Annotated in this window: 16 protein-coding genes and 1 tRNA gene; 8 read left to right on the top strand and 9 right to left on the bottom strand. The window is 57.7% G+C overall.

Annotated features, from left to right (window positions below):
- Window positions 1–2 precede the first annotated feature (2 nt).
- The 4 genes from AC2FFE_RS11730 to AC2FFE_RS11715 form a co-directional block, all read right to left on the bottom strand.
- Window positions 3–3,068 (bottom strand): aminotransferase class III-fold pyridoxal phosphate-dependent enzyme, encoded by a 3,066-nt coding sequence (locus AC2FFE_RS11730; protein WP_496846710.1) that lies wholly within the window; start codon window positions 3,066–3,068, stop codon window positions 3–5.
- A gap of 105 nt (window positions 3,069–3,173) precedes the next feature.
- Window positions 3,174–4,046, bottom strand: coding sequence for an NAD(P)-dependent oxidoreductase (locus tag AC2FFE_RS11725; protein WP_496846709.1), 873 nt, complete (start codon window positions 4,044–4,046; stop codon window positions 3,174–3,176).
- Between the two features lie 105 nt (window positions 4,047–4,151).
- Window positions 4,152–4,541 carry a Cu(I)-responsive transcriptional regulator gene (gene cueR, locus AC2FFE_RS11720; RefSeq protein ID WP_496820371.1) on the bottom strand — a complete coding sequence of 130 codons (390 nt, stop codon included), beginning with the start codon at window positions 4,539–4,541 and terminating at the stop codon, window positions 4,152–4,154.
- Entirely contained in the window at window positions 4,538–7,006 is a 2,469-nt protein-coding gene (locus AC2FFE_RS11715; protein ID WP_496820376.1) for a heavy metal translocating P-type ATPase, read from the bottom strand. The genes cueR and AC2FFE_RS11715 overlap by 4 nt, the downstream gene beginning before the upstream one ends.
- A 215-nt stretch (window positions 7,007–7,221) precedes the next feature.
- Here AC2FFE_RS11715 and AC2FFE_RS11710 point away from each other — a divergent pair, with 215 nt between their 5' ends.
- Entirely contained in the window at window positions 7,222–8,379 is a 1,158-nt protein-coding gene (locus AC2FFE_RS11710; RefSeq protein ID WP_496820372.1) for an acyl-CoA dehydrogenase family protein, read from the top strand.
- Window positions 8,380–8,589: 210 nt separating this feature from the next.
- Window positions 8,590–9,861, top strand: coding sequence for an NAD(P)/FAD-dependent oxidoreductase (locus AC2FFE_RS11705; RefSeq protein ID WP_496820777.1), 1,272 nt, complete (start codon window positions 8,590–8,592; stop codon window positions 9,859–9,861).
- 15 nt (window positions 9,862–9,876) lie between these two features.
- Here the strand turns inward: AC2FFE_RS11705 and AC2FFE_RS11700 are convergent, their stop codons facing one another.
- The gene (locus AC2FFE_RS11700) at window positions 9,877–10,779 is read right to left on the bottom strand and encodes a LysR family transcriptional regulator (protein WP_496820724.1); all 903 of its coding nucleotides are present in this window, start codon (window positions 10,777–10,779) and stop codon (window positions 9,877–9,879) included.
- A 72-nt stretch (window positions 10,780–10,851) separates the two neighbouring features.
- Between AC2FFE_RS11700 and AC2FFE_RS11695 the strand changes: the two genes are divergently transcribed.
- The 5 genes from AC2FFE_RS11695 (at window position 10,852) to AC2FFE_RS11675 (ending at window position 18,027) form a co-directional block, all read left to right on the top strand.
- Window positions 10,852–14,064 carry a reductive dehalogenase gene (locus AC2FFE_RS11695; protein WP_496846708.1) on the top strand — a complete coding sequence of 1,071 codons (3,213 nt, stop codon included), beginning with the start codon at window positions 10,852–10,854 and terminating at the stop codon, window positions 14,062–14,064.
- A gap of 127 nt (window positions 14,065–14,191) precedes the next feature.
- Window positions 14,192–15,058 (top strand): FAD binding domain-containing protein, encoded by an 867-nt coding sequence (locus AC2FFE_RS11690; protein ID WP_496820726.1) that lies wholly within the window; start codon window positions 14,192–14,194, stop codon window positions 15,056–15,058.
- A complete protein-coding gene (locus AC2FFE_RS11685; protein WP_353010563.1) occupies window positions 15,055–15,534 on the top strand; it encodes a (2Fe-2S)-binding protein in 480 nt (159 codons plus the stop codon). Before AC2FFE_RS11690 ends, AC2FFE_RS11685 begins: the two co-directional genes overlap by 4 nt.
- Entirely contained in the window at window positions 15,534–17,789 is a 2,256-nt protein-coding gene (locus AC2FFE_RS11680; RefSeq protein ID WP_496820727.1) for a xanthine dehydrogenase family protein molybdopterin-binding subunit, read from the top strand. The genes AC2FFE_RS11685 and AC2FFE_RS11680 overlap by 1 nt, the downstream gene beginning before the upstream one ends.
- Window positions 17,782–18,027 (top strand): MoaD/ThiS family protein, encoded by a 246-nt coding sequence (locus AC2FFE_RS11675; RefSeq protein ID WP_496820728.1) that lies wholly within the window; start codon window positions 17,782–17,784, stop codon window positions 18,025–18,027. The genes AC2FFE_RS11680 and AC2FFE_RS11675 overlap by 8 nt, the downstream gene beginning before the upstream one ends.
- On the opposite strand, the gene AC2FFE_RS11670 is transcribed toward AC2FFE_RS11675, so the two are convergent.
- Window positions 18,024–18,731 carry a lysophospholipid acyltransferase family protein gene (locus AC2FFE_RS11670; RefSeq protein ID WP_496820729.1) on the bottom strand — a complete coding sequence of 236 codons (708 nt, stop codon included), beginning with the start codon at window positions 18,729–18,731 and terminating at the stop codon, window positions 18,024–18,026. The two genes, AC2FFE_RS11675 and AC2FFE_RS11670, sit on opposite strands and share 4 nt — an antisense overlap.
- A gap of 142 nt (window positions 18,732–18,873) precedes the next feature.
- On the opposite strand from AC2FFE_RS11670, the gene AC2FFE_RS11665 reads away from it, so the two are divergent.
- A tRNA-Trp gene (locus AC2FFE_RS11665) sits at window positions 18,874–18,949 on the top strand.
- 899 nt (window positions 18,950–19,848) lie between these two features.
- Here AC2FFE_RS11665 and AC2FFE_RS11660 read toward each other — a convergent pair.
- The 3 genes from AC2FFE_RS11660 to AC2FFE_RS11650 all read right to left on the bottom strand — a co-directional run bounded on the left by AC2FFE_RS11660 (window position 19,849) and on the right by AC2FFE_RS11650 (window position 21,382).
- Window positions 19,849–20,127: a hypothetical protein gene (locus AC2FFE_RS11660; protein ID WP_496846707.1), complete on the bottom strand. Its 279-nt coding sequence runs from the start codon at window positions 20,125–20,127 to the stop codon at window positions 19,849–19,851.
- On the bottom strand, window positions 20,120–20,356 hold the full coding sequence (locus AC2FFE_RS11655; protein ID WP_496846706.1) for an integrase arm-type DNA-binding domain-containing protein: 237 nt from the start codon (window positions 20,354–20,356) through the stop codon (window positions 20,120–20,122). Before AC2FFE_RS11655 ends, AC2FFE_RS11660 begins: the two co-directional genes overlap by 8 nt.
- 99 nt (window positions 20,357–20,455) lie before the next feature.
- The gene (locus AC2FFE_RS11650) at window positions 20,456–21,382 is read right to left on the bottom strand and encodes an alpha/beta hydrolase (protein ID WP_496820731.1); all 927 of its coding nucleotides are present in this window, start codon (window positions 21,380–21,382) and stop codon (window positions 20,456–20,458) included.
- Window positions 21,383–21,517 lie beyond the last annotated feature (135 nt).

The following is a 21,517-nucleotide window of genomic DNA, read 5'->3' as shown; positions in this document are numbered from 1 at the left end:
CCTTAACAACACCCGCATCCGGCGTGATGGTGATCATGATCGCGCGCCGGTGCGGGGGTATAATCTCCAACCTCTGACAACACATCCCGCAGCGCCCATAGGATCATATCCACATCTTCGGCTTCGATGGTCAGAGGGGGGCGGATTTTCAGGATGTTATCCTTGGGCCCCTCGCTGCCGATCAGGATGCGATGATCGCGCATCCGGTTCTTGACATATTGGCAGATCTTGGTGCTTTCCGAGCCATCTGGGTTGATAAGCTCAACCCCCAGGAACAGGCCCATCCCGCGTACATCCCCGACGCATGCGAAATCAGATTCAATCTGTTTCAGCCCTGCGATCAACCGTGCGCCCATGGCCCACGCATTACCCTGCAGGCCCTCGTCATCGACGATGTCCAACACCTCTTTACCGATCCGGCAGGAAAGGGTTGAACCTCCAAAGGTTGAAAAGAACTCGATCCCGTTGTCAAAACTTTGGGCGATCTCCTCTGTCGTGATCACAACGCCAAGGGGGTGCCCATTGCCGATGGGTTTGCCCAGCACAACGATATCAGGCAACGCCCCCTGATGTTCGAAGCCGAAGTAATACTCCCCTAAACGCCCCAGCCCGGTCTGCACCTCATCGGCGATACAAACGCCCCCTGCAGCCCGAATTTTCTCATATATCGCAGGCAGATATCCTTTCGGGGGGATGATCTGCCCCCCAACCGAAGGGAAGGTTTCGGCGATAAAACCCGCAATCCCATGGCCACTGTCGCGGAGTGCGGCAATGGCGGGCTCCACAAGCGCGGCGAATTTAGTGGCTCGGTCGGGGTCGTCCCGTTTGAACGATCCGCGATAGTCGTCAGCCACTTCGACCAGTTCCACCCAATCGGCCTGCCCAACGCCGCCGGGTTTGTTGAATTTATAAGCAGAAATCGCCACGGTTGCGTTTGTGTTACCGTGATACCCATGATCCGGGGTCACGATCCCTTTGGCGCCGGTATGGGCGCGGGCCAGCCTCAGCGCAAGTTCATTGGCTTCGGTGCCGGAATTGACGAAGAAGCACACCTGTAAATGATCAGGCAGTTTGGACAATACCTTATCAGCAAACGCCGTTTGTGCCGGATGTAGATAGCGCGTGTTCGAGTTCATCCGTTTCAGCTGATCCGCAGCAACGGCCTGTATTCTCGGATGCGCATGCCCGACATGCGGCACGTTGTTGTAAGCATCCAGATACGGACGGCCCCATTCATCGAACAGGTGATGTTTCCAACCCCGCACCAGCATGACAGGGTCATCGTAGGTTAGGCTGAGGTTGCCGCCGAAATGATCATGTCGACCCTGCAGAACAGTGCTTTTGTCGCTAGGTTTGTAGAATACCTTTTCGTCCGGCAGATTCAGCAACGCCGCCGGGTTTGGGCAGAGTTGGTGCCATAGGAACAGCTCATCCGGGTCGCCAACGCCGGGCCATTCAGCTTCCATTCCTACCGTGGTCAGCGCCAGCTGGAAATGTACATGCGGGGCCCATCCGCCATTCTGGCTGGCATCCCCTAACCGGGCAAAGGCTGCGCCTTGGGCAACCGGATCGCCGGGTTTTAGCCGCTCACAAACCTCAGGGTCCAGATGACCATAGAGTGTGTAAAACGGATCGCCCTCGGGCGTTTCATGACGCAGGATCACCACGCCGCCATAATCCAGGTGAGAGTTCCGATTCTCCGCAACCTCAACTCGCCCGCTCAGTGGTGCATGTAAAGCCGTGCCCGCTGGTGCGAACACATCCACGGCCAGATGCACGGTCCGCCGGTCCGAGGCTTTCCACGGACCATTCCGAAACCCAGGCTCCGCATAGATCAGGCGCGGTTCGTTATAGTAGCCCAGCCAGAGCCCGTCCCCGAACTCCTCCCCCACGCGTGCCGCTTCTTCCAGCGGCATGTGGAACGGGTTTTGTGGCCAGACCGAGTTTTCAACAGACAAAGACCCCATGGGAGCGTCGCTCAGGTCTTCTCCGAACATCGGTGCGAACCCGCCGCGATGTTCGGCAAGGAAGGTGCGAACACGATCAGCCCCGTCGGTCACGGGCAGGCCGCAGGCTGCACGCAGGCGTGCAGGCATCAGGCCGCCGTTGACAGATGCGCTTTCCAAGAACCGCCATGCAGGCGCTTGCGAAATCGTGACATAAGGATCGTCTGGATTTTTCACCGCCATCAGGGTCGAGTTTATAACTGACACCGCCAGACGCATGCGCAGCAGCGGCCAGATAAGATCGATTTCCTCGGCGCTCAGACGGTTGGCGGCGTGATATCCACGCACCAATGCGGTCAGCGCGCGTTCGGGTTTGGGATGATCCAGAACGATATAAGCCGCCGCGATCGCCAGATCGCAAACCCGAGGGGCTGCGCACATATCGCCCAGATCAATCAGGCCCGAAACTGTCCGTCGTTGCCCAAAATCGCCATCGACCAGAATATTGTGGTCATTTGCATCATTGTGAATGGCCTGCTTGGGTAATCGCGCAAGCTGTTCTGAAACAGCCCTGAACCCTTGCGCAACTTCTGCTACCAACATGCGCCGATCCGGGTTCGAGACAGCCTCCAGATGCGCCTCAATCCAGCTGGCCTGCATGAGGTCCCATTTGAATTCTGCCCGCTCCAAGGCCTCATGGGTGAATCCCTCTAACGCACGATCCGTCGCACCAAGTACACGCCCGAGTTTCAGGATCAACTCTTCACTCTTTGGTGCCACCTTGGCGTAGCATTGACCGGGTAAGCGCTCCAATAGCCAAACCAGGCGCGGGGTGCCGGTCTCGTCCTGAAGCTCAGCCAACAGACCCCCATTCAAATTGGCAAAAACCTTTGGAAAAGGCAGGCCTGGTGCCGCTGACGATAGGTGTTCCAACGCCTCGATTTGCAAATCCACAAGGCTGGCTTCGCATCCCGCACGCATGACCTTAAGAACATAATCCTGCCCGTTCTTGGCCTCGACCAGAAAGTTCAGATCAAATTCGCCATCCAGCCGTGTCAAACGGGCCTCAAGCCCCCATTGCGCCCGCAATGCTGCTGTCCAGAAAGCAATCAAATCGCTCATACCTTTTCCTTCTGACCGAAGGCTTCACCCTTCATCTGGCCAAAAATATCCTCGGGGGGAGGCGCGCCGAAAGGCGCGGCGGGGGGCAGACAGCCCCCCCTTACATCAACCCAAAGCGCGCAAACGTTTGAACAATGACGATGTATCCCATCGTCCGCCGCCCAGTTTTTGCACATCCTTATAGAATTGATCGACCAGCGCTGTGACGGGCAGGGACGCCCCTGTGTCATTGGCTGTGTCGAGGCAGATCCCCAGATCCTTGCGCATCCAGTCCACCGCGAACCCATGATCAAAGTGATCGTCCAGCATGGTCTCGAACCGGTTGGACATCTGCCAGCTGCCCGCCGCGCCCTGGCTGATCACCTCGACGACCGAACGGCCGTCCAGCCCGGCCTTCTCGGCAAAATGCAGCGCTTCGCTGAGGCCCTGAACCAGACCGGCGATGGCGATCTGATTGCACATCTTGGTCATCTGTCCTGCGCCACTGTCACCGATCCGACGGCAGATTTTTGAATAGACCTGCATGATGGGTTCGGCAGCCTCGTAAGCGGCCTGATCCCCGCCGCACATGATAGACAGAACGCCATTCTCGGCACCGGCCTGACCGCCCGAGATCGGGGCATCTACAAAAGCGATGCCCTTGCTTTGACATGCTGCATACAGCTCGCGGGTCACTTTGGCGGAAACTGTGGTGTGATCGACAAATGTTGTGCCTGAGGCCATACCGTGAAAGGCCCCATCATCGCCCGTGCAGACCATACGCAGGTCATCATCATTGCCGACACAAGCCATGACAAACTCGGTCCCCTGCGCGGCAGTTAGCGGAGTGGTCGCCATTGATCCACCATGTTGGTCCACCCAGGCTTGGGCCTTTGCGGCGGTGCGATTGTAGACGGTTACGTCATGACCTGCAGCCTGCAAATGCCCCGCCATTGGGTAACCCATGACACCCAGGCCAAGAAACGCAACTTTTGCCATTTTGAAAAACCTCTCTGATATCGGGCCTTGTGGCCTGCGATGTTCCGCAGGCAAGACCGGTTGGGCAGAGACAAAGCAAAGCTGCGCCCAAAGGGCAACCCCGCGTCAGGGCCTGCCGCCAAGATCTTGCAAGATCGGACAATCGGGCCGATCATCCCCAGCACAGGCATCAATAAGATGACCAAGCGTATCCCGCATGGCTTTCAGATCCGCGATTTTCGCATCGATCTGCGCCAGATGATCTCGGGCCACGCGTTTCACATCTGCGCTGGCGCGGGTTTCATCCTCATACAAGGCAAGCAACGTCCGGCAATCCTCAATCGTGAATCCCAATGCGCGGGTACGCCCCAGGAAATTCAGCTTATGCAAATCCTGAGCGCGAAAAACACGATACCCATTATCGTCGCGCAGCGGTTTGATCAGATCGATCTCTTCGTAATAGCGGATGGTCTTTGCAGGTAGCCCCGTGCGGGAGGCGACATCTCCAATATTCATGCGGGGACCTCTCTGGATGTGCCGAACGCGGCATGCGGCAAGTCGGCCCTCACCCGGCGCAGGCGCAGGGCGTTTGAAACGACAAAGACGCTGGACAGGGCCATGGCCCCGGCGGCCAGTGCTGGCGACAGCAAGAGTCCACCGAAAGGATAGAGCACGCCCGCAGCCACCGGGATCAGAAGGATGTTGTATCCGAAAGCCCAGCCCAGATTCTGGCGGATGTTGCGCAATGTCTGGCGGCTGATTTCGACGGCATTCGCCACTCCGCGCAGATCACCTGACATCAAAACGACATCAGCAGTTTCGATTGCCACATCTGTGCCGGTACCAATCGCAAGGCCAATATCTGCGGCTGCGAGGGCGGGCGCATCGTTGATACCGTCACCGACAAAAGCCACCGTGCCAAACTTGTCGCGCAACTCATCAATCGCGTCTCGTTTTCCGTCAGGCAGAACTTCCGCCGTGACGTGATTGATGCCCAAACGATCCGCCAGTGCCTGAGCCGTGCGCGCGTTGTCGCCTGTGACCATGGCCAAGGTTACACCTGTTCCTCCTAAGCGCTTCAGCGCCTCGGGCGTGCCGGGTTTGATCGGGTCCGAGACATAGATCGCCGCCGCCAATTGCCCGTCAATGGCCACGTACAAGGGTGTTGCGCCTTCGGCGGCACGGGTATTGGCCTCGGGTGTGAGGTCACTTACCGAAATCCCAAGCTGATCCATGAGCGATTGCGAGCCAATTGAAACGGATTGACCTTCGACCCGCCCTTGCAGGCCAAGGCCGGTGAGTGATTGAACCTCTGAGGCCTCCGGCAAATTGGCAGGTCCAGCACGAGTGATTGCAGTTGCAATAGGGTGCTCAGACCGCGCCTCCAAAGCCGCAGCGATGCGCAGAACATCAGCCGCGTCAAAACCATTGACGGGGGTCATGCTGTCCAGTTCGGGATGTCCAAGGGTCAGTGTCCCGGTTTTGTCCAACGCAATCACCTTCGCCTGCTGCAATTGCTGCAAGGCAGCGCCTTTGCGGAACAGCACGCCCAGCTCAGCCGCGCGGCCCGTTCCCACCATGATCGAGGTTGGCGTGGCCAGACCCATCGCGCAGGGACAGGCGATAATCAGGACTGAAACCCCCGCGACCAAGGCATGTGACAGGGCGGGTGCCGGACCCAGCAACAGCCAAGCGACAACGGTGACAGCCGCAATGACCATAACTGCTGGTACAAACCGATAGGTGATTTGGTCGACTAAACCTTGAATTGGTAGTTTGGCCCCCTGCGCCTGTTCTACCATCCGAATGACCTGCGCCAACACGGTATCAGCCCCCACATGTGTGGCCTTGACCCGCAAAGCACCGGTTCCGTTGACGGTTCCGCCAACAACCGGGTCACCTGCGGTTTTGCCCACGGGGATCGGCTCGCCCGTGATCACGCTTTCATCGACATAAGCGCTACCTTCCAGCACCTGCGCGTCGACCGGAATGCGCTCTCCCGGACGGATATGCAAGATGTTGCCGGCGGCTATATTAGCTATTGGGAGGTCTTGGGTCTCGCCTTCGATCTCGACGCGAGCGGTTTTGGGCTGCAACCCGACCAGCCTGCGAATTGCCGCGCCGGTCTTGCCTTTTGCCCGCGCCTCGAGCCAGCGACCCAGAAGGATCAAAACCACGATCACGGCGGCGGACTCGAAATAGATATTGGCTGACCCCTGAGGCAACACCTCGAGCGCAAAAACGGCCGTGAACGAATACAGATAGGCGGCACCCGTTCCTAACGCGACCAAGGCATTCATGTCAGGCGCGCCGCGCAGCAGCGCTGGGATACCCTTTTGATAGAATATGCGCCCCGGTCCGATCAGCAGGGCAGAGGTTAGTGCAAACTGAATCAGCTGGCTGGTCTGTACCCCGATGGTTCCGTGAACCCAATGATGAAAGGCGGGGACCAAGTGACCACCCATCTCAAGGATAAACACCGGCAGGGCTAGGATTGCTGCAAGAAGCGTCGCACGGCGCAGGTCTGTCGCCTCATTTGTGTTCGAACTGATATTCGCCTCTGACGAGCTGACCTGCGCGGGATAGCCTATATCTGTGACGATCCCTGCAAGAATGGCGGGCGTAGTACTTCCCTCGGCATAGGTTACATGCGCTGTCTGGGTGGCCAGATTGACATCGGCGCGGACAACGCCCGGCGCTTTGGCCAGCGACCGTTCGATCTTGGAAATGCATGATGCGCAATTCATGCCGTCGATCTTGAGAACAATCTCATTGAGGACGGCAGGATAACCGGCCTGTTCCAACGCGTCGGTCAACACAGAAACAGGCGTGTCGCTGGCCACCTGCGCCGACTGGGTCGCAAAGTTGACCGTCGCGGTTCTGACACCTTCGGTGCCGGATAGCGCGGCTTCGACCCGCGCAACGCAAGAGGCGCAGTTCATACCTGTGATTTTGATCTGTATCTGCTGAGCGTTCGCCATCCGACTCATCCCGGTCCTATGTTGCTGCTTAGTTGGGGGTTCCAGTGACGGGAAGGTCAAGGGCGCGCGTGGCATTTCTTTGGAAACACGACAAGATCTGACTTGGTTTAAGCAGGAACGCAGCGTTGAAACTGCCAGAAACGCCGCGTCACATGGATTGGCGGGACGCGCGCAGACCTGTAGTTTTTGGATAACTACTTATCGGAGAGCTTAAGATGTCGCTTTTTTCTTCATCCGCCGCCTGGGTCACTGATGAACACCGCATGTTTGCCGATATGGCAGGCCGGTTCATGGACGATGAACTTGTTCCCAATATCGAGACTTGGGCCGACAATGGCGTGGTAGATCGCGCGTTCTGGCACAAAGCAGGGCAGGCGGGCCTGATGGCTGGCGCAATCCCCGAGGAATATGGTGGTGTTGGCGGCGGCATGGGGTTTGATGCCGTTACCATTTACGAACAAACTGCAAGAGGTGATGCGGGTTGGGGCTATGGTATCCAATCCATTGTGACGCATTACATCACGGCCTATGGCAGCGAAGACCAGAAACGGAAGTGGCTGCCCAAGTTGGCATCAGGTGAGATGGTTGGGGCTTTGGCCATGACTGAGCCTAGCACCGGGTCTGATGTTCAGGCCGTGCGGACGGTGGCTGAAAAGGATGGCAATTCCTACAAGCTCAATGGCTCAAAAATCTTCATCACCAATGGTCAGTCGGCGGATTTGGTGATCGTCGCGGCGAAGACGGATAAATCTCTGGGTGCCAAGGGTGTTTCGCTGATCGCGGTTGAGACAGAAGGGGCCGAAGGGTTCCGCCGCGGTCGGAACCTCAAGAAACTTGGCATGAAGGGCAACGATACCGCCGAGCTGTTCTTTGAAGACGTCAAGGTTCCAATGACCAATCTGCTGGGTGCGGAAGAAGGTCAGGGGTTCTATCAGCTGATGAAGCAACTGCCGTGGGAGCGGTTGACGATTGGTTTGATGGCTTTGGGCGCGATCGACTTCGCCATCGCCGAAACAGTGAAATATGTGCAAGAGCGCAAAGCCTTTGGGCAGCGCGTCATGGATTTCCAGAATACGCGGTTCAAGCTGGCAGAGTGCAAGACCAAGGCGGAAGTGCTGCGCAGTTTTGTAAACGACTGTATCGCCAAGCTGGAAGCTGGAGAGTTGGACGCTGCCACGGCTTCGATGGTCAAATACTGGGGGTCGGAGGTACAGAATGAAATCATGCACGAATGCCTGCAACTGTTTGGTGGCTATGGTTTCATGATGGAGTACCCGATCGCCCGCCTCTACGCCGATGCGCGCGTGCAGATGATCTATGGCGGCACCAATGAGGTCATGAAGGAACTGATTGCACGGTCTTTGGATGTGTAGAAGGGGCTCCCGCACATCTTCGCCGTTTCTGGCGAAACGACTGTGATGGTTGGGCCGGGCCAGCGCGGGCTTTGCCCGCGCTGGCCCGGCCCCTGCCGTCCGCAGGACGCAAGGCCAAAGGCCGCGCAGATTTTTGATCAGGTTTGATCTTTGGTTGGAATCGGTTGCCATGACGCGCTATGGCTGCATCGAATGACCAAAAAACGCGCCATGAACACTCCCGAGCATCCCCTTTGGCGGACGACCTGTCGCGAAAGCGTCCCAACGACCTCTCTGTCGTCTGACATAAGTGTGGATCTTGCCATCATAGGCGGTGGCTATACGGGCTGTTCGGCAGCTTTGTATGCGGCGCAGCAAGGTGCGTCTGTCTGTTTGCTCGAAGCAAAAAGCATCGGGCATGGCGGGTCCGGGCGCAATGTGGGGCTGGTCAATGCGGGGCTTTGGCTGCCACCGGAAGATATCCGCAACCATCTGGGGCAGGAAGCCGGTGACAGGCTGATCGATCTGTTGGCGCAGGCACCTGCGGATGTATTCGATCTGATCGATCGACATGGGATCAATTGTGAGCCGGTGCGACACGGAACGCTTCACTGCGCGCATTCTGCTTCTGGTTTCCGTGATCTGCAGAAACGACATACGCAGCTAACAACCAGTGGCGCGCCGGTCGAGTTGTTACCAGCGGAGGAAGCGGCACAAAGAACTGGCAGCAGCGCGTTTTTCGGAGCGCTTTTCGATCCACGCGCGGGCACAATTCAGCCGATGGCATTTGCCACAGGCCTGGCGCGTGCGGCCTCCAAGGCTGGCGCGCATATCAATACAGATAGTGCGGTTCGTAACCTGCGACGCGAAGGGGGAAAGTGGTTGCTTGAGACATCTCGGGGAGAGGTACGGGCACAGGCCGTTATTCAGGCCACAAATGCGTATCATCAGGGCCCTGATGATACAGCTCCCGCCTATGTTCCGGTCTATTATTTCCAATATGCGACCGCGCCCCTGTCGCACAATCTGCGAGCCAGTATCCTGCCTGGGGGCGAAGGGTGCTGGGATACAGGGTTGGTTATGACCTCGTTTCGTTTGGACGGGGACGGGCGGATGATCATCGGTGGTATGGGCGATTTGGGTCGTGCCGGGCGGGGTGTGCATGCCGCGTGGGTGAGACGAAAACTGGATCGGATTTATCCGCAACTCTCAGATCAACCCCTTGTAGAGGGGTGGCACGGTCGGATTGCCATGACGTCTGATCACATTCCAAAGATCACGCAGATTGGCCCCAATGCGTTGTCGGCGCATGGGTTTTCCGGTCGGGGCATCGGGCCCGGAACTGTATTCGGGCGTCTGATGGCGCAAAGTCTTCTTTCGGGTGATCCGACCTGCTTGCCTGTTCCGGCTGTACCCAACTACCAAGAACGCTGGACCGGTCTACGACGGACCTTTTTCGAAACGGGCGCTGCGCTGACACATCTGATCAAGGCACGGTTTTGACCGGGTGATTGACGTTCAACTTCTTAACCGCGCTGCGATCTCTTCAATCCGTTTGCGCAACCAGCGATGGGCGGGATCGTTGGCCATGCGCTGATGCCAGACCATGTAGATGGACACAGGTTCGCATTCGAAAGGTAATGGCGCGCTGTCCAGTTCAGATAACGGCCCTTGTTTCATCAGCGCCGTATCGGTCGAAATCAGGGTGCTTCCCTTGACGAATGAGGGGATCGCGTTGAAATGGGGTAAGGTCACGACGGGCGAGCGGATTTGGCTCTGATCCACCCCACGCATCACTGCCCGCGCGCTGCGGCCATCGGGGAACCGCACATCGATATGGTCGCTTTTGCAATAGCTTTCCCAGCTGTCGGGTGCATCGCGTTGGGTTCTGTCGAAGAACACCATCAAGGGGCTGCACAACAGGCGTTTCTGTAGAATATCTGGCCCATCAGGGGGCAGAGGGGTCAGCATCAGCTGGCATCTGTCACTGCGCAGCACATCCGGGTCCGGAACGCCTGAGGCAATGAAGTCGATCCTCAGCCGAACCCCCTCAGTGCGGGTTGCGCGCAGAAGGTCGGGAAAGATCAGTTCGCGCGGCATATCATTGGTTGCGATGGAGATTTTGGTCTCTTCGGATTGCGGATCAAACGGGCGCTCATCGGCAAGCGCACGCATTCCGTCGAGGACGTTTTGAACCGGCTCTTTCAAGGACAGGGCGCGTTCCGTCGGCGTCAGCCCTTGACCTGATCGCACAAAAAGCGGGTCACCCAGCACATGGCGCAGTTTGCCTAATGTATGGCTGATCGCGGATTGGGTCACGCCCAGCCGGTCGGCAGCTTTCGAAACAGAACTCTCTTCAAGGATCGTCAGAAATGCGCGCAGGACCTTCCCGTCAAGATCTGTGAAATCGATTTTCTTCATATGATATATGATTAGGCATGAATGGATTTGCTGTCCACCGGGCGCTAGACAGTCATCAGGCAAGGGGGCTCTATGGGCATTCGATTTTTCTCGGACAAGAACCGACCTGTGCATATGGGTCCATATCCGTTGGAGCGTCTGACGCGCCAAAGCGCCATGCCCAACCTGTCAACGCTGTCTGATATGCCGCGGCTGAGCTTTAACCGGGATGAACAGCCTGAAAGCATCGTTAACGCGATGGGTGAGTTTCAGGCGATGATGGACACGATCCGAGATGGTCTGGTGAACCCGACCGTATCGGATATCCCCGCCGATCCTGCGACCCGCGCGAACCATCTGAAAGCGTTTGGATATTTCAACGATGCGTCAATGATGGGGTGCGGGCCTCTGCCGCGTGACGCTTTCTTGGATCAACCTCGCCGAAATCCCGATATCAACCGTTTGGCGCATGCCTTGCGCAATCGTCAGACCAAGACGTTGGCTTCTGGCATTGATGTGATCATGGCGGACTTGAAGGACAGCGTTGAGGCAACGCCCGGTCCGATCCATAACCATCGCCATGTCATTGTTTTTCTGTACGAACACAACCGCGACCCTGATCCGGGTGAACCCGGCGCGGATTGGATCATGGATGCGCAGGACCACCGTGCTTGCCTTTTGGCGACTGAAAACGCGACGGTTATTGCGAACTACATCCGATTGCTCGGCTTTGATGCGCGGGCGCATTCGGCCATGTCCTCGGATGTTGATCTGGGCAAACTGGCCGTGGCGGCTGGATTGGCCACGGTCGAGAACTCGGTGCTGGTAGCCCCTTGGTTGGGGCGGCGTTTTGGGCTGGCTGCGGTCACCACAGAGATGGAGATTGCGCATGATCAGCCTTTGGCCCCAATGGCGCAGCAGCCCTGGTTCCACACTCAAGGCCCTGCTTGGTGGTTGGGCGCAGGGTTTGCCAAAAATGCGTTAAACCGCGATTCTTATGCCAAAAGGCGCTATGTAGACGGCGCTCATCCGTTTGAAGATTTGAAACGGGTCGAAACACCAACCACGTATATCGACGAAGAAAATGTCGCCCGCGTCCCCAAGCGCGCAGATATGTTCGCCCGCGCCCAGTTCGGGGATATGGGCAAACATCTGCAAGATGCTGCAAAGGGCGGATACTATGTGCGCAAATCCGCCCCAAGCTTTGCGCAACGCCGGGCCCTTGGCGCGTTTGTTCTTTTACAGGATGGCGACAGTGCGGATGTGCCCAAACCCTCGGACGCTGCTCGGAACGCCGCCAACATCAAGGCGGCCAGCTACTTTCTGGGCGTCGATGCTGTCGGGCTCAGCCGCTGCCCGGACTGGAGTTGGTACTCCCACGACGCCACGGGCGAAGAAATCGTACCGCCCCATGATCAGGCCGTCAGCATGATCATCGATCAGGGCTATGAAACGATGGAAGGCGCAAGCGGCGATGACTGGATCAGCGTTGCACAATCCATGCGGGCCTATCTGAGGTTTTCGCTGCTGGGCGGGGTGATCGCGCAGCAGATCAGAAACCTGGGCTACAAGGCCAAGGCGCACACGGTGATGGATGGCGAAGTGCTGCAACCGCCGTTGTTGCTGCTGTCTGGATTGGGTGAGGTTAGCCGCATTGGAGAGGTTATCCTGAACCCCTATCTGGGTCCGCGTTTGAAATCGGGGGTGGTGACAACCGATATGCCGATCGATCATGACAAACCCATCGATTTTGGCCTGCAAAGGTTTTGCGAATCCTGCAACAAATGCGCGCGTGAATGCCCCTCGGGTGCGATTACGGCCGGACCTAAGCTGATGTTCAACGGCTATGAAATCTGGAAGTCCGACAGCCAGAAATGTGCGACCTACCGGATCACGACGCCGGGCGGGTCAATGTGTGGGCGTTGTATGAAAACCTGCCCCTGGAACCTCGAAGGCATCTTCAAGGAACGCCCCTTTCGCTGGGCTGCGATGAACATTCCGCAGGCAGCCCCCGCATTGGCACGGCTTGATGACGCAGTTGGAAATGGCGGGCTGAATGACACCAAGAAATGGTGGTGGGATATCGAGTTGCAGGGCGATGGATCTTATCGGCCCTCAACCCATCCACCTAACCGCCGTGATCTGCAACGGGAGCTTGACCTAAAGTACGAGGATCAGACTTTGGCGGTGTACCCTGCCAATCTGGCCCCGCACCCGTGGCCCTATCCCTTTGCCATGGATCGAGAGGCTGGGATCGCCGCGTATCAGGCGATGGTTTCGGCAGATGAATACAAATCCCGCAAGGCTGCGGGGGATTTGTCTGTTGTACATCGCTATCAGATCGCAGGCGACGCACCTGTGATGCGGGTTGCCGTGACCAAGGTCGATAAGATGACAGCGGATGTTACCAAATACGAGTTCGCATCGCTGGATGGTGCGCCCCTGCCGGGATGGACAGCGGGCGCACATCTGGACGTGCTGGTCGCGCCCGAATTCCTAAGGCAGTACTCGATGTCGGGCGACCCTGCGGACCGGACAACCTATCAGATCGGTGTGCTGCGTGAGGATGAGGGGCGCGGCGGATCCGCCCTTTTGCATCGTATCTTCAGCGAAGGGCGAAAAGTTTTCATCTCAAAACCGATCAACCATTTCGAACTGGACGAAGCGGCGACCAAGACCTTCCTGATGGGTGGCGGTATCGGGATCACGCCGATGATTGCCTTTGCCCATCGCTTGCATGCGCTGGGCCAGGATTTCGAACTGCACTATTCCGCCAGCACGCGCGACGGCGCCGGGTATCTTGAAGACCTGGCGGCAGCCCCTTGGGCAGATCGCGTTCACTATCATTTCTCGGGCGAAGGAACCCGTGCCGATCTGGATGCAATCCTATCGGGCTATCGCGAAGGGTGGCACGTCTATACCTGCGGACCGGATCGTTACATGGACGGCGTGATGCAGGCGGCCACTCGACAAGGTTTCCCTGAGGACGCGCGGCATCTGGAGTATTTCTCGGTTCCGGAAACGCCTGAATATGAAAATCACCCGTTCAGCCTCAAACTCGCACTTACGGGTCAGGTATTGCCTGTGCCAGCCAACAAGGATGCGGCTCAGGTCCTGAATGAGGCCGGGTTTCACGTAGATGTGAAATGCTCAGATGGGATTTGCGGGGTCTGTAAATGTGGGGTCCTGGCAGGTGACGTAGACCACCGTGATTTCGTTCTGTCGGCCAAACAACGTGAAAGCGTGATGATCCTGTGCCAAAGTCGCGCTGCAGAGCCGGACGGCGTGATCGAGATCGACCTTTGAAAAGAGTCTGAAAGCGACATCATTTGACATCAAAATAGGTCGCGCGGGCCATGGACGCCGGAGGGCGGCTGAACTAACGTCCATCCGAACCCCAGTGAATCCTGATCCACAGGCGCGAGGTAAAATCATGGATTATCACAGCCCTGCCAGCTTTGCCGAAGCTTCGGCTCTGGCCGCAAATGCAACGGGCATCACACGATTTCTGGCGGGCGGCACCGATGTCTTGGTGCAGCTGCGCTCGGAACTGGTGACGCCCGATACGCTGATCGACATCAAGAAAATCAACGGTGTACACGACATCACGCGCAACGCCGACGGCAGTTGGACACTTGGCGTTGCCACCACGGGTGCCGAGATGAGTGAACATCCCGAGCTTGGCCGTGACTGGCCCGGTGTGGTCGAGGCGATGGACCTGATCGGATCGACTCAGGTACAGGGGCGCGCGACGCTGACTGGGAACCTGTGCAACGGCTCTCCGGCAGCTGATTCCGTGCCCGCCATGGTCGCTGCTGGTGTGACCGTTTCGGTCACCGGACCAGATGGGACGCGCGAGGTTGCTGTTGAGGACATCCCCACCGGACCCGGCAAGACCTCGCTGGCGAAGGGTGAAGTGATCTCGGCCGTCAATATCCCCGCACGGGACGACAATGCAGGCGACGCCTATCTACGCTTCATCCCGCGTACCGAAATGGACATCGCCGTCGTTGGCGTGGGCGTCAACCTGCGTCTGGACGGCGACCTGATCGCCGAGGCGCGCGTCTCGCTGGGCGCTGTCGCCCCAACCGTCTTGCTGGTAGAAGACTGCGCGAACGCGATCATTGGCAGCACACTGGACGATGCAGCGCTCGATGCGCTGGGCGCGGCAGCCTCTGCCGCCTGCAACCCGATTGACGACAAGCGCGGCACCATAGCGTTCCGTACCGAGGTGGCCGGTGTACTGGCCAAACGCGCCGCGAAAATCGCCTATGCCCGCGCGAAGGGAGAAGACGTATGAGCAAACTTCACGTATCCACCACCGTCAATGGGGACGCGGTTGATTATCTGTGCGACCCGCGCGAAACTCTGCTGGATTGTCTACGCGATAAACTGAATCTGACCGGCGCGAAAGAAGGCTGCGGCACCGGCGATTGCGGCGCCTGTTCCGTCACAGTCGATGGCCGTCTGGTATGCTCGTGCCTGATGCTGGGCGTCGAAGCTGAAGGCAAGCAGATCGAGACGGTTGAAGGTATCGCGGACGGGGACGTTCTGCACCCGTTGCAGAAGAAGATGATCGAATACGCGGCCCTGCAATGCGGCATCTGCACTCCGGGCATTCTGGTCGCGGCCAAATCGCTGCTGGAAAAGAACCCCAACCCGACCGAAGAAGAAACCCGGTACTGGCTGGCAGGAAACCTCTGCCGCTGCACGGGCTATGACAAAATCATTCGCGCTGTGATGGACACGGCGGCTGAGATGCGGGAGGCGTCATAATGGCTCTGGACGATCGCAAAACTGATTTCACTTTTGTTGGCACGCGACCAAACCGCCCCGATGGTCTGGACAAGGTGACAGGCCGCGCCAAGTTTGGTGCGGATATCACCGCGCCCGGCATGCTGCACGGCGCGATCCTGCGTTCTCCCCATGCCCATGCGCGGATCATCAAGATCGATGCGTCCAAGGCCGAGGCGCATAAGGACGTCAAAGCCGTCATCACCCGCGCCGATTTCGCCAATGTCCCGTTCAAGCCCGGTCTGGAAGGCGAATTCTGGAACGTGCTGGAAAACGTCATGGCGGGCGAAAAGGCGCTCTATGATGGTCACGCGGTGGCAGCTGTGGCGGCGACCTCTGCCCTCGCGGCGCGTGATGCGTTGAAACTGATCGAGGTTAAATACGAGGTCCTGCCACATGTCACCGATGTGGATAAGGCGATGGCACCGGACGCGCCGGTGATCCGTGAAGGTGCTGCGGATTATTCCGTGCCTGAAGGCATGCACCCCAACGTTGTGCGCTATCACGAAAGTGGTCACGGAGACGTCGAAGCCGGATTTGCCGAGGCCGATCTGATCGTCGAAGACAGCTTTGTGACCGAGGCGACCCATCAGGGCTATATCGAACCGCATGCCTGTCTGGGCATGTTGGGCAATGACGGCAAAGGTGAGCTGTGGTGCACCACGCAAGGCCACTGGATTGCGCAGAAAACCTGTGCCGCACTGCTGGGGATCGAGACCTCACAACTGCGTGTCACCGCATCCGAAATCGGCGGCGGCTTTGGAGGCAAGACCACCGTCTTCATCGAACCTGTCTCGCTCGCACTGAGCCGTAAGGCGAACCGCCCGGTCAAGATCGTGATGACCCGGTCAGAGGTGTTCCGCGCCACGGGGCCGACGGCCTCGGCATCGATGGATATCAAGATTGGGATGAAGAAGGACGGTACGATTTCGGCGGCACAGGGCGTGTTCCGTCTGCAAGGTGGGGCGTTCCCCGGCGCGCCGGGCGATATGACCGCCATGTGCGCTTTTGCCCCGTACAACCTGACCAACGTCAAGCAGATCGGATATGACGTGATGGCCAACCGCCCGAAACAGGCCGCTTACCGCGCGCCGGGCGCGCCGATGGGGGCGTTTGCCGTCGAATCGGTGATTGATGAGTTGTGTAACAAGCTAGGTCTCGACCCCGTCGATGTGCGCCTGAAAAACGCCGCGCATGAGGGCACCAAAGCCAGCTATGGCCCGACCTATGAACGCATTGGTCTGGTTGAAACGCTGGAGGCGGCTAAAGCCCACGCGCACTACGCGGCTCCGTTGAAGCCGGGGCAGGGGCGCGGAATTTCCTGTGGATTCTGGTTCAACCACGGCGGTGAAACTTCGGTGTCGCTGGCGCTGTCCGAGGATGGCTCGGCGCAGTTGATGGTGGGTACACCGGATATCGGCGGTTCGCGCGCATCGATGGCTCTGATGGCGGCCGAAGTTTTGGGCATTCCCTATGAAAACATCCGTGTAACCATCGCGGATACCGCAACACTTGGCTACAACGACGTCAGCCACGGCTCGCGCGTAACCTATGCCAGCGGATTGGCCACGATCAAAGCCGCGAAACATGCGGTTGAGAAGCTGTGTGAACGTGCAGCGGCTAAATGGGACATTCCCGTCGATGCGGTAAAGTGGGAAAACGGCTGCGCGGTGCCATCCGGGCCCAATGCTGGAAACTTTGACCCAATGCCGCTGGCTGATATCACAGCCAATATGGGGCGGACTGGCGGACCGATCTCGGGCCATTTCGAAGCGACGCCCGAAGGTGCGGGTGTTTCGTTTGGCACGCATATCGTCGATGCCGAGGTCGACCCGGAAACCGGCAAAACCAGCATCATCCGCTACACGGTCATTCAGGACGCCGGTAAGGCGATCCACCCAACCTATGTTGAAGGCCAGTATCAGGGCGGTGCCGCGCAGGGCATCGGTTGGGCGCTGAATGAGGAATACATCTATGGTGAGGACGGGCGGTTGCAGAACTCAATCTTCCTTGATTATCGCATTCCGGTAGCGAGCGATCTTCCGATGATCGATACGGTGATCGTGGAAGTGCCCAACCCCGGCCACCCGTTTGGCGTGCGTGGTGTGGGTGAAACCGGCATCGTTCCGCCCCTGGCCGCTATCGCCAACGCGGTGTCAAACGCCGCTGGTGTTCGGATGAAGCAATTGCCAATGTCCCCGCCGCGCATTCTGGCGGCGCTTAAGGACAATGGTTGAGGTCCACCTTTGGTCTGGCCTCCGGTCGCTGACCGGGGGCCAGCAGGTAGTGGAGGTCGAGGCCAAGACCACCGGAGAGCTTCTCCAAGCTTTGGTCACCGCGCATCCACAATTGCAGGCCCCGATAGATGCAGGCGTTTCTATCGCCATCGACGGACGTGTGATCGCCACGGGTCTGACCGAACCCATCCCCGAAGGCAGCGAAGTCTATCTGATGCAACGTCTCAGAGGCGGCTAAGCCCCGGGCGACCACGGTTCGCGTCCGACCATCCGGTCGGCCTCGGCCGTGATGTCGTTCATGTGTTGCTCAAGGCTCAGCCGCAGCGCCTCGATTTCCTCTTCACTGGCCTTACGCGGCACCGTCTCGGTCCATTCGCGGCACAGAAACACGCCCTCATTGCGCCAGGGGCGGGGCATCAACAGGCGATCCCAGGTACCTGCCTCGCGACCATGTTTGGCAGAAAAGGTGATGCCAAAAACCCGTTTGCCCGAGGTGCGCGCCCAGACCAGTGGTACGGTCGACAACACCCGTTCCGGGCCCCGCGGGCCGTCAGCGGCAATCCCGATTGAGATACCCCGTTTTATCTTGCCGATCACTTCGCGCGACACCGCGATGTTGTTCGCGTTCTTGCTGGTCATGGCGATCGTGTCCATGCCGAATAGTTTCTGTACGCGTCCAACCATGCTGCCCGCGCGTGCCGAGGATGTGATTGAACAGATTTCGCCTTTGTCTAGTGGGAAGAAATAAGGCGATTGGGCCAGTCTTTGGTGCCACAGCACAACGATGACCGGTTCCCCCTGTTCGACCAGCTGGTCCAGTTCCTCATACCCGATGCGCTGCCAGCGCGTGTTGCGGTTGACCAACCGGATATAACTGGCGATCCGCCGCGCAGCCCAATTCAGTAAAACTTCGCTGTCGGCGATTTTCGTGCGGAGGCTCAAGCTGGGTTCCTTTTGCTGCCCGAGCCTTGTCTTACCGCACTGCGCGCGCCACGCAACTTGTTTGTCTGATGACGAACTGAGAAGGATTGCAAAAAAGCCTCTTGAGTCCACCGCGCGGCTGGCATATCTGGTGGCGCACCATAGGGGTATAGCTCAGTTGGTAGAGCGACGGTCTCCAAAACCGTAGGTCGCGGGTTCGAACCCTGCTGCCCCTGCCATTAAAATCAACAACTTAGCCGATTTATCTGCCTGCGCTTTGCAGAACTTTGTGCGTTTTTTTGTGCGTTTTTTCGAAAAAGGGTGTGATTCAGCTTGAGTGACGGTCAGTGAGCAGTCCACATTTAGTCATGGGCTCAGTTTGCCCTAGTGCGAAAGTGTGGGTCAGAAAAACGATGGATAAATCGGACTGGGCATTTCTGATTTCGTGTCTCAGCGTTCTGTTTGCCGGGTTGAGTGTTCTCTACGCCAGACGGATGGCAATAAACGACAGTTTGAGGATGCGTCGTAAACCACTTGTGGCAGAGGTAACCTCAGAACCGTTTAGGGAGTTTCAGGGTTGGTTCGGCGTGACGTTGATCCTCAGAAATTTTGAGCCCGTATCAGCGCGAGTGCATTCGATTCGAGCATCGCGGCGAAAGACACTGTTTTTACTTCCTGAAGCAGCGCTTGTAGCCCCTGACCGTCACAGCCCAGAATATCGCGAGCGTCTGCCAGTAGGCGAAGCTTCGAATAGTCTCGAACTCAAACTAACCGTCGATCCCATCGGACATGTTTCTGAGGTCCCGGGATCAGGACCATCAATATACTTTCACTTCATTTCGAACCGCGACTTATCTTCAAAGGACGTTGTTTTAGACTGGGAATGGTCTGACGGAGAGTAAGCCTGAATGAACACCCCACCGACAACCAGCATAAATCAGCAGAAAGCCCCGCTTGTTTCCATCATTGTGGAAAGGGTGGGCTGCTATTCCTGCTATTCGAGTGTGAAGCCTAAACCTGCCCGCCAGTCAGGTTTTGCCCGCGTTGCGCGATTTCTTACACTGCTTTCAGTATAACAACCAGCCCATTTCTGGACCGGCTGCAAGCTGGAGCATTGGCCTTTCTACGGCTAGCTTCCTCAGATATTCACCTCACCCAGCAGGCGGGCGGTGTCACGGCGAAGGATTGCGTTGGCGTGGGGGTCAACCAGACCATCAACGCGTGCCATGATCCTGGCCTTGATTGTGATATCTTTGAAGTTATACGCCTCGGCTTCGAGTATCTGGCGTTCTAGGTCCATGACCACATCTGAAAGCGGGGCAACAAACTCGTTATAGTGTATATCGGTCAGGTTTTCTTCATTGGGATTGCCTTGTGACAACAGACGGGCCGAATAGGATTCGTTGGCATCAATCATATCTCCGTAGCGATTGGCCTCTTTCTCCCATTGCGCATACGCTGATATCCGGGAATGTGCCGAGGCGTTCGCGCTGGCGGCGCTTGCCGCGCTGTATGACCACCTCCCAAACCTTTGAACCGCGTTTGCCAACGCGCAGGACTAGTCCGCGCACAATCTCGTCACGGACCTCATAGCCCCTGTCCTTGGGGCCTTGTGCGCTGTGCCGTAGGCACTCTCTGAACTGCAAACTCCCGAGCCTTGATCCGATTGGGGTTCAGAGGCCTTGGTTGAACGAATGCCATCCGCTCAGATTGGACATCACCGCATTAACCAGACCCACACACCATCAAGCCAACAATAATTGGTCCCCGATATTCGTCTTGTGCCGGGTCGGCATCGTTTTGGCATCCCGCCCGTCGATGGTCAGTGACAGATCTTTGTAAAACCCCTCGCTATCGAACCACCAGCGATGGGATTTGGCCATCTTGCGCTGCCCTTTCGGCACGTCGCGCTTGTATTGTTCCTCGCAATAGATGTCCCAATGCCCTTTTGAGGTCAGCTTGGGCATTCCAACGCGACCGACACGTTCCCTGCCACCGTTCACAAGGCCGCCGGATAGCGCCAGAACCTTGTCCTTGCCGCTGTAGTAGTTGGTAAACCGCTTGCTGCGCTTTTTCAGAACCAGATCGCCCCAGGCGCCTTTTTCCAACCAATCCGCATCCACATCACCCGAGGCGAAGGTGACCTGATCTGCCGACCAGATTTTGTTGCCGGGTCCTGCGGAATCACCGAAGTCAGAAAAGGCGCGCAAGACAACCAAAGCCCCCATAGAATGCGCCAGAATGTGCACCTTGGGCTTGGGTGTCATGCCGAGAATTGGCAACATCCCATCCCCAACCAGATGCGGGGCTACAGCTTTGGCATCTGCGCGGTCGCTGTCATAGGTATGCAGCGACCCGTCGCTGGGCCAGTCAAAGGCGACAACCGCGCCCTTAAATCCGTTGGCCCGGACGCCCTTTTCAATCTTGTCCAACCGATCCAGCATATCCTTCTGGCTGGTATTGAAGCCGTGAACATAGATTAAAACGGCAGAGTCTCCGCCTTGCTGCTGCACAAGCTCCAGCCATTTCGCCTTTTTGATGATGCCCCCTTTGCGGATACGTCCGTCGGCGGTTTTCTGAGTGATATGGACGTAACGCGTTTTCGCGGCAGGTTTCAGGGTGAATTTCTTCTTCTGTGCATTGTAGGTGCGGCGTGAGAAAAATAAGGCCATTTGTTAAACTCCTTTATTAATAATCTGCTGAGTGTCGCATGAACCGCGGTGTTCACAAAACGCAATTTCGCAAGGGTTGGACGGTCGAAGCATAAGGAAGGTCGACAGGTTCCCTCTGCCGATCGAATGGCCTAT

This window comes from Ruegeria sp. YTSA168 (assembly GCF_059610045.1).
The sequence above is the reverse complement of the archived record's forward strand: the minus strand, read 5'-3'. Positions and strand labels throughout refer to the sequence as shown.

Bases quoted from the DNA above. Each gene is read 5' to 3' on its own strand.
- AC2FFE_RS11730 (WP_496846710.1), bottom strand. From the start codon at position 3,068: ATGAGCGATTTGATTGCTTTCTGGACAGCAGCATTGCGGGCGCAATGG.
- AC2FFE_RS11725 (WP_496846709.1), bottom strand. From the start codon at position 4,046: ATGGCAAAAGTTGCGTTTCTTGGCCTGGGTGTCATGGGTTACCCAATG.
- cueR (WP_496820371.1), bottom strand. From the start codon at position 4,541: ATGAATATTGGAGATGTCGCCTCCCGCACGGGGCTACCTGCAAAGACC.
- AC2FFE_RS11715 (WP_496820376.1), bottom strand. From the start codon at position 7,006: ATGGCGAACGCTCAGCAGATACAGATCAAAATCACAGGTATGAACTGC.
- AC2FFE_RS11710 (WP_496820372.1), top strand. From the start codon at position 7,222: ATGTCGCTTTTTTCTTCATCCGCCGCCTGGGTCACTGATGAACACCGC.
- AC2FFE_RS11705 (WP_496820777.1), top strand. From the start codon at position 8,590: ATGAACACTCCCGAGCATCCCCTTTGGCGGACGACCTGTCGCGAAAGC.
- AC2FFE_RS11700 (WP_496820724.1), bottom strand. From the start codon at position 10,779: ATGAAGAAAATCGATTTCACAGATCTTGACGGGAAGGTCCTGCGCGCA.
- AC2FFE_RS11695 (WP_496846708.1), top strand. From the start codon at position 10,852: ATGGGCATTCGATTTTTCTCGGACAAGAACCGACCTGTGCATATGGGT.
- AC2FFE_RS11690 (WP_496820726.1), top strand. From the start codon at position 14,192: ATGGATTATCACAGCCCTGCCAGCTTTGCCGAAGCTTCGGCTCTGGCC.
- AC2FFE_RS11685 (WP_353010563.1), top strand. From the start codon at position 15,055: ATGAGCAAACTTCACGTATCCACCACCGTCAATGGGGACGCGGTTGAT.
- AC2FFE_RS11680 (WP_496820727.1), top strand. From the start codon at position 15,534: ATGGCTCTGGACGATCGCAAAACTGATTTCACTTTTGTTGGCACGCGA.
- AC2FFE_RS11675 (WP_496820728.1), top strand. From the start codon at position 17,782: ATGGTTGAGGTCCACCTTTGGTCTGGCCTCCGGTCGCTGACCGGGGGC.
- AC2FFE_RS11660 (WP_496846707.1), bottom strand. From the start codon at position 20,127: ATGATTGATGCCAACGAATCCTATTCGGCCCGTCTGTTGTCACAAGGC.
- AC2FFE_RS11650 (WP_496820731.1), bottom strand. From the start codon at position 21,382: ATGGCCTTATTTTTCTCACGCCGCACCTACAATGCACAGAAGAAGAAA.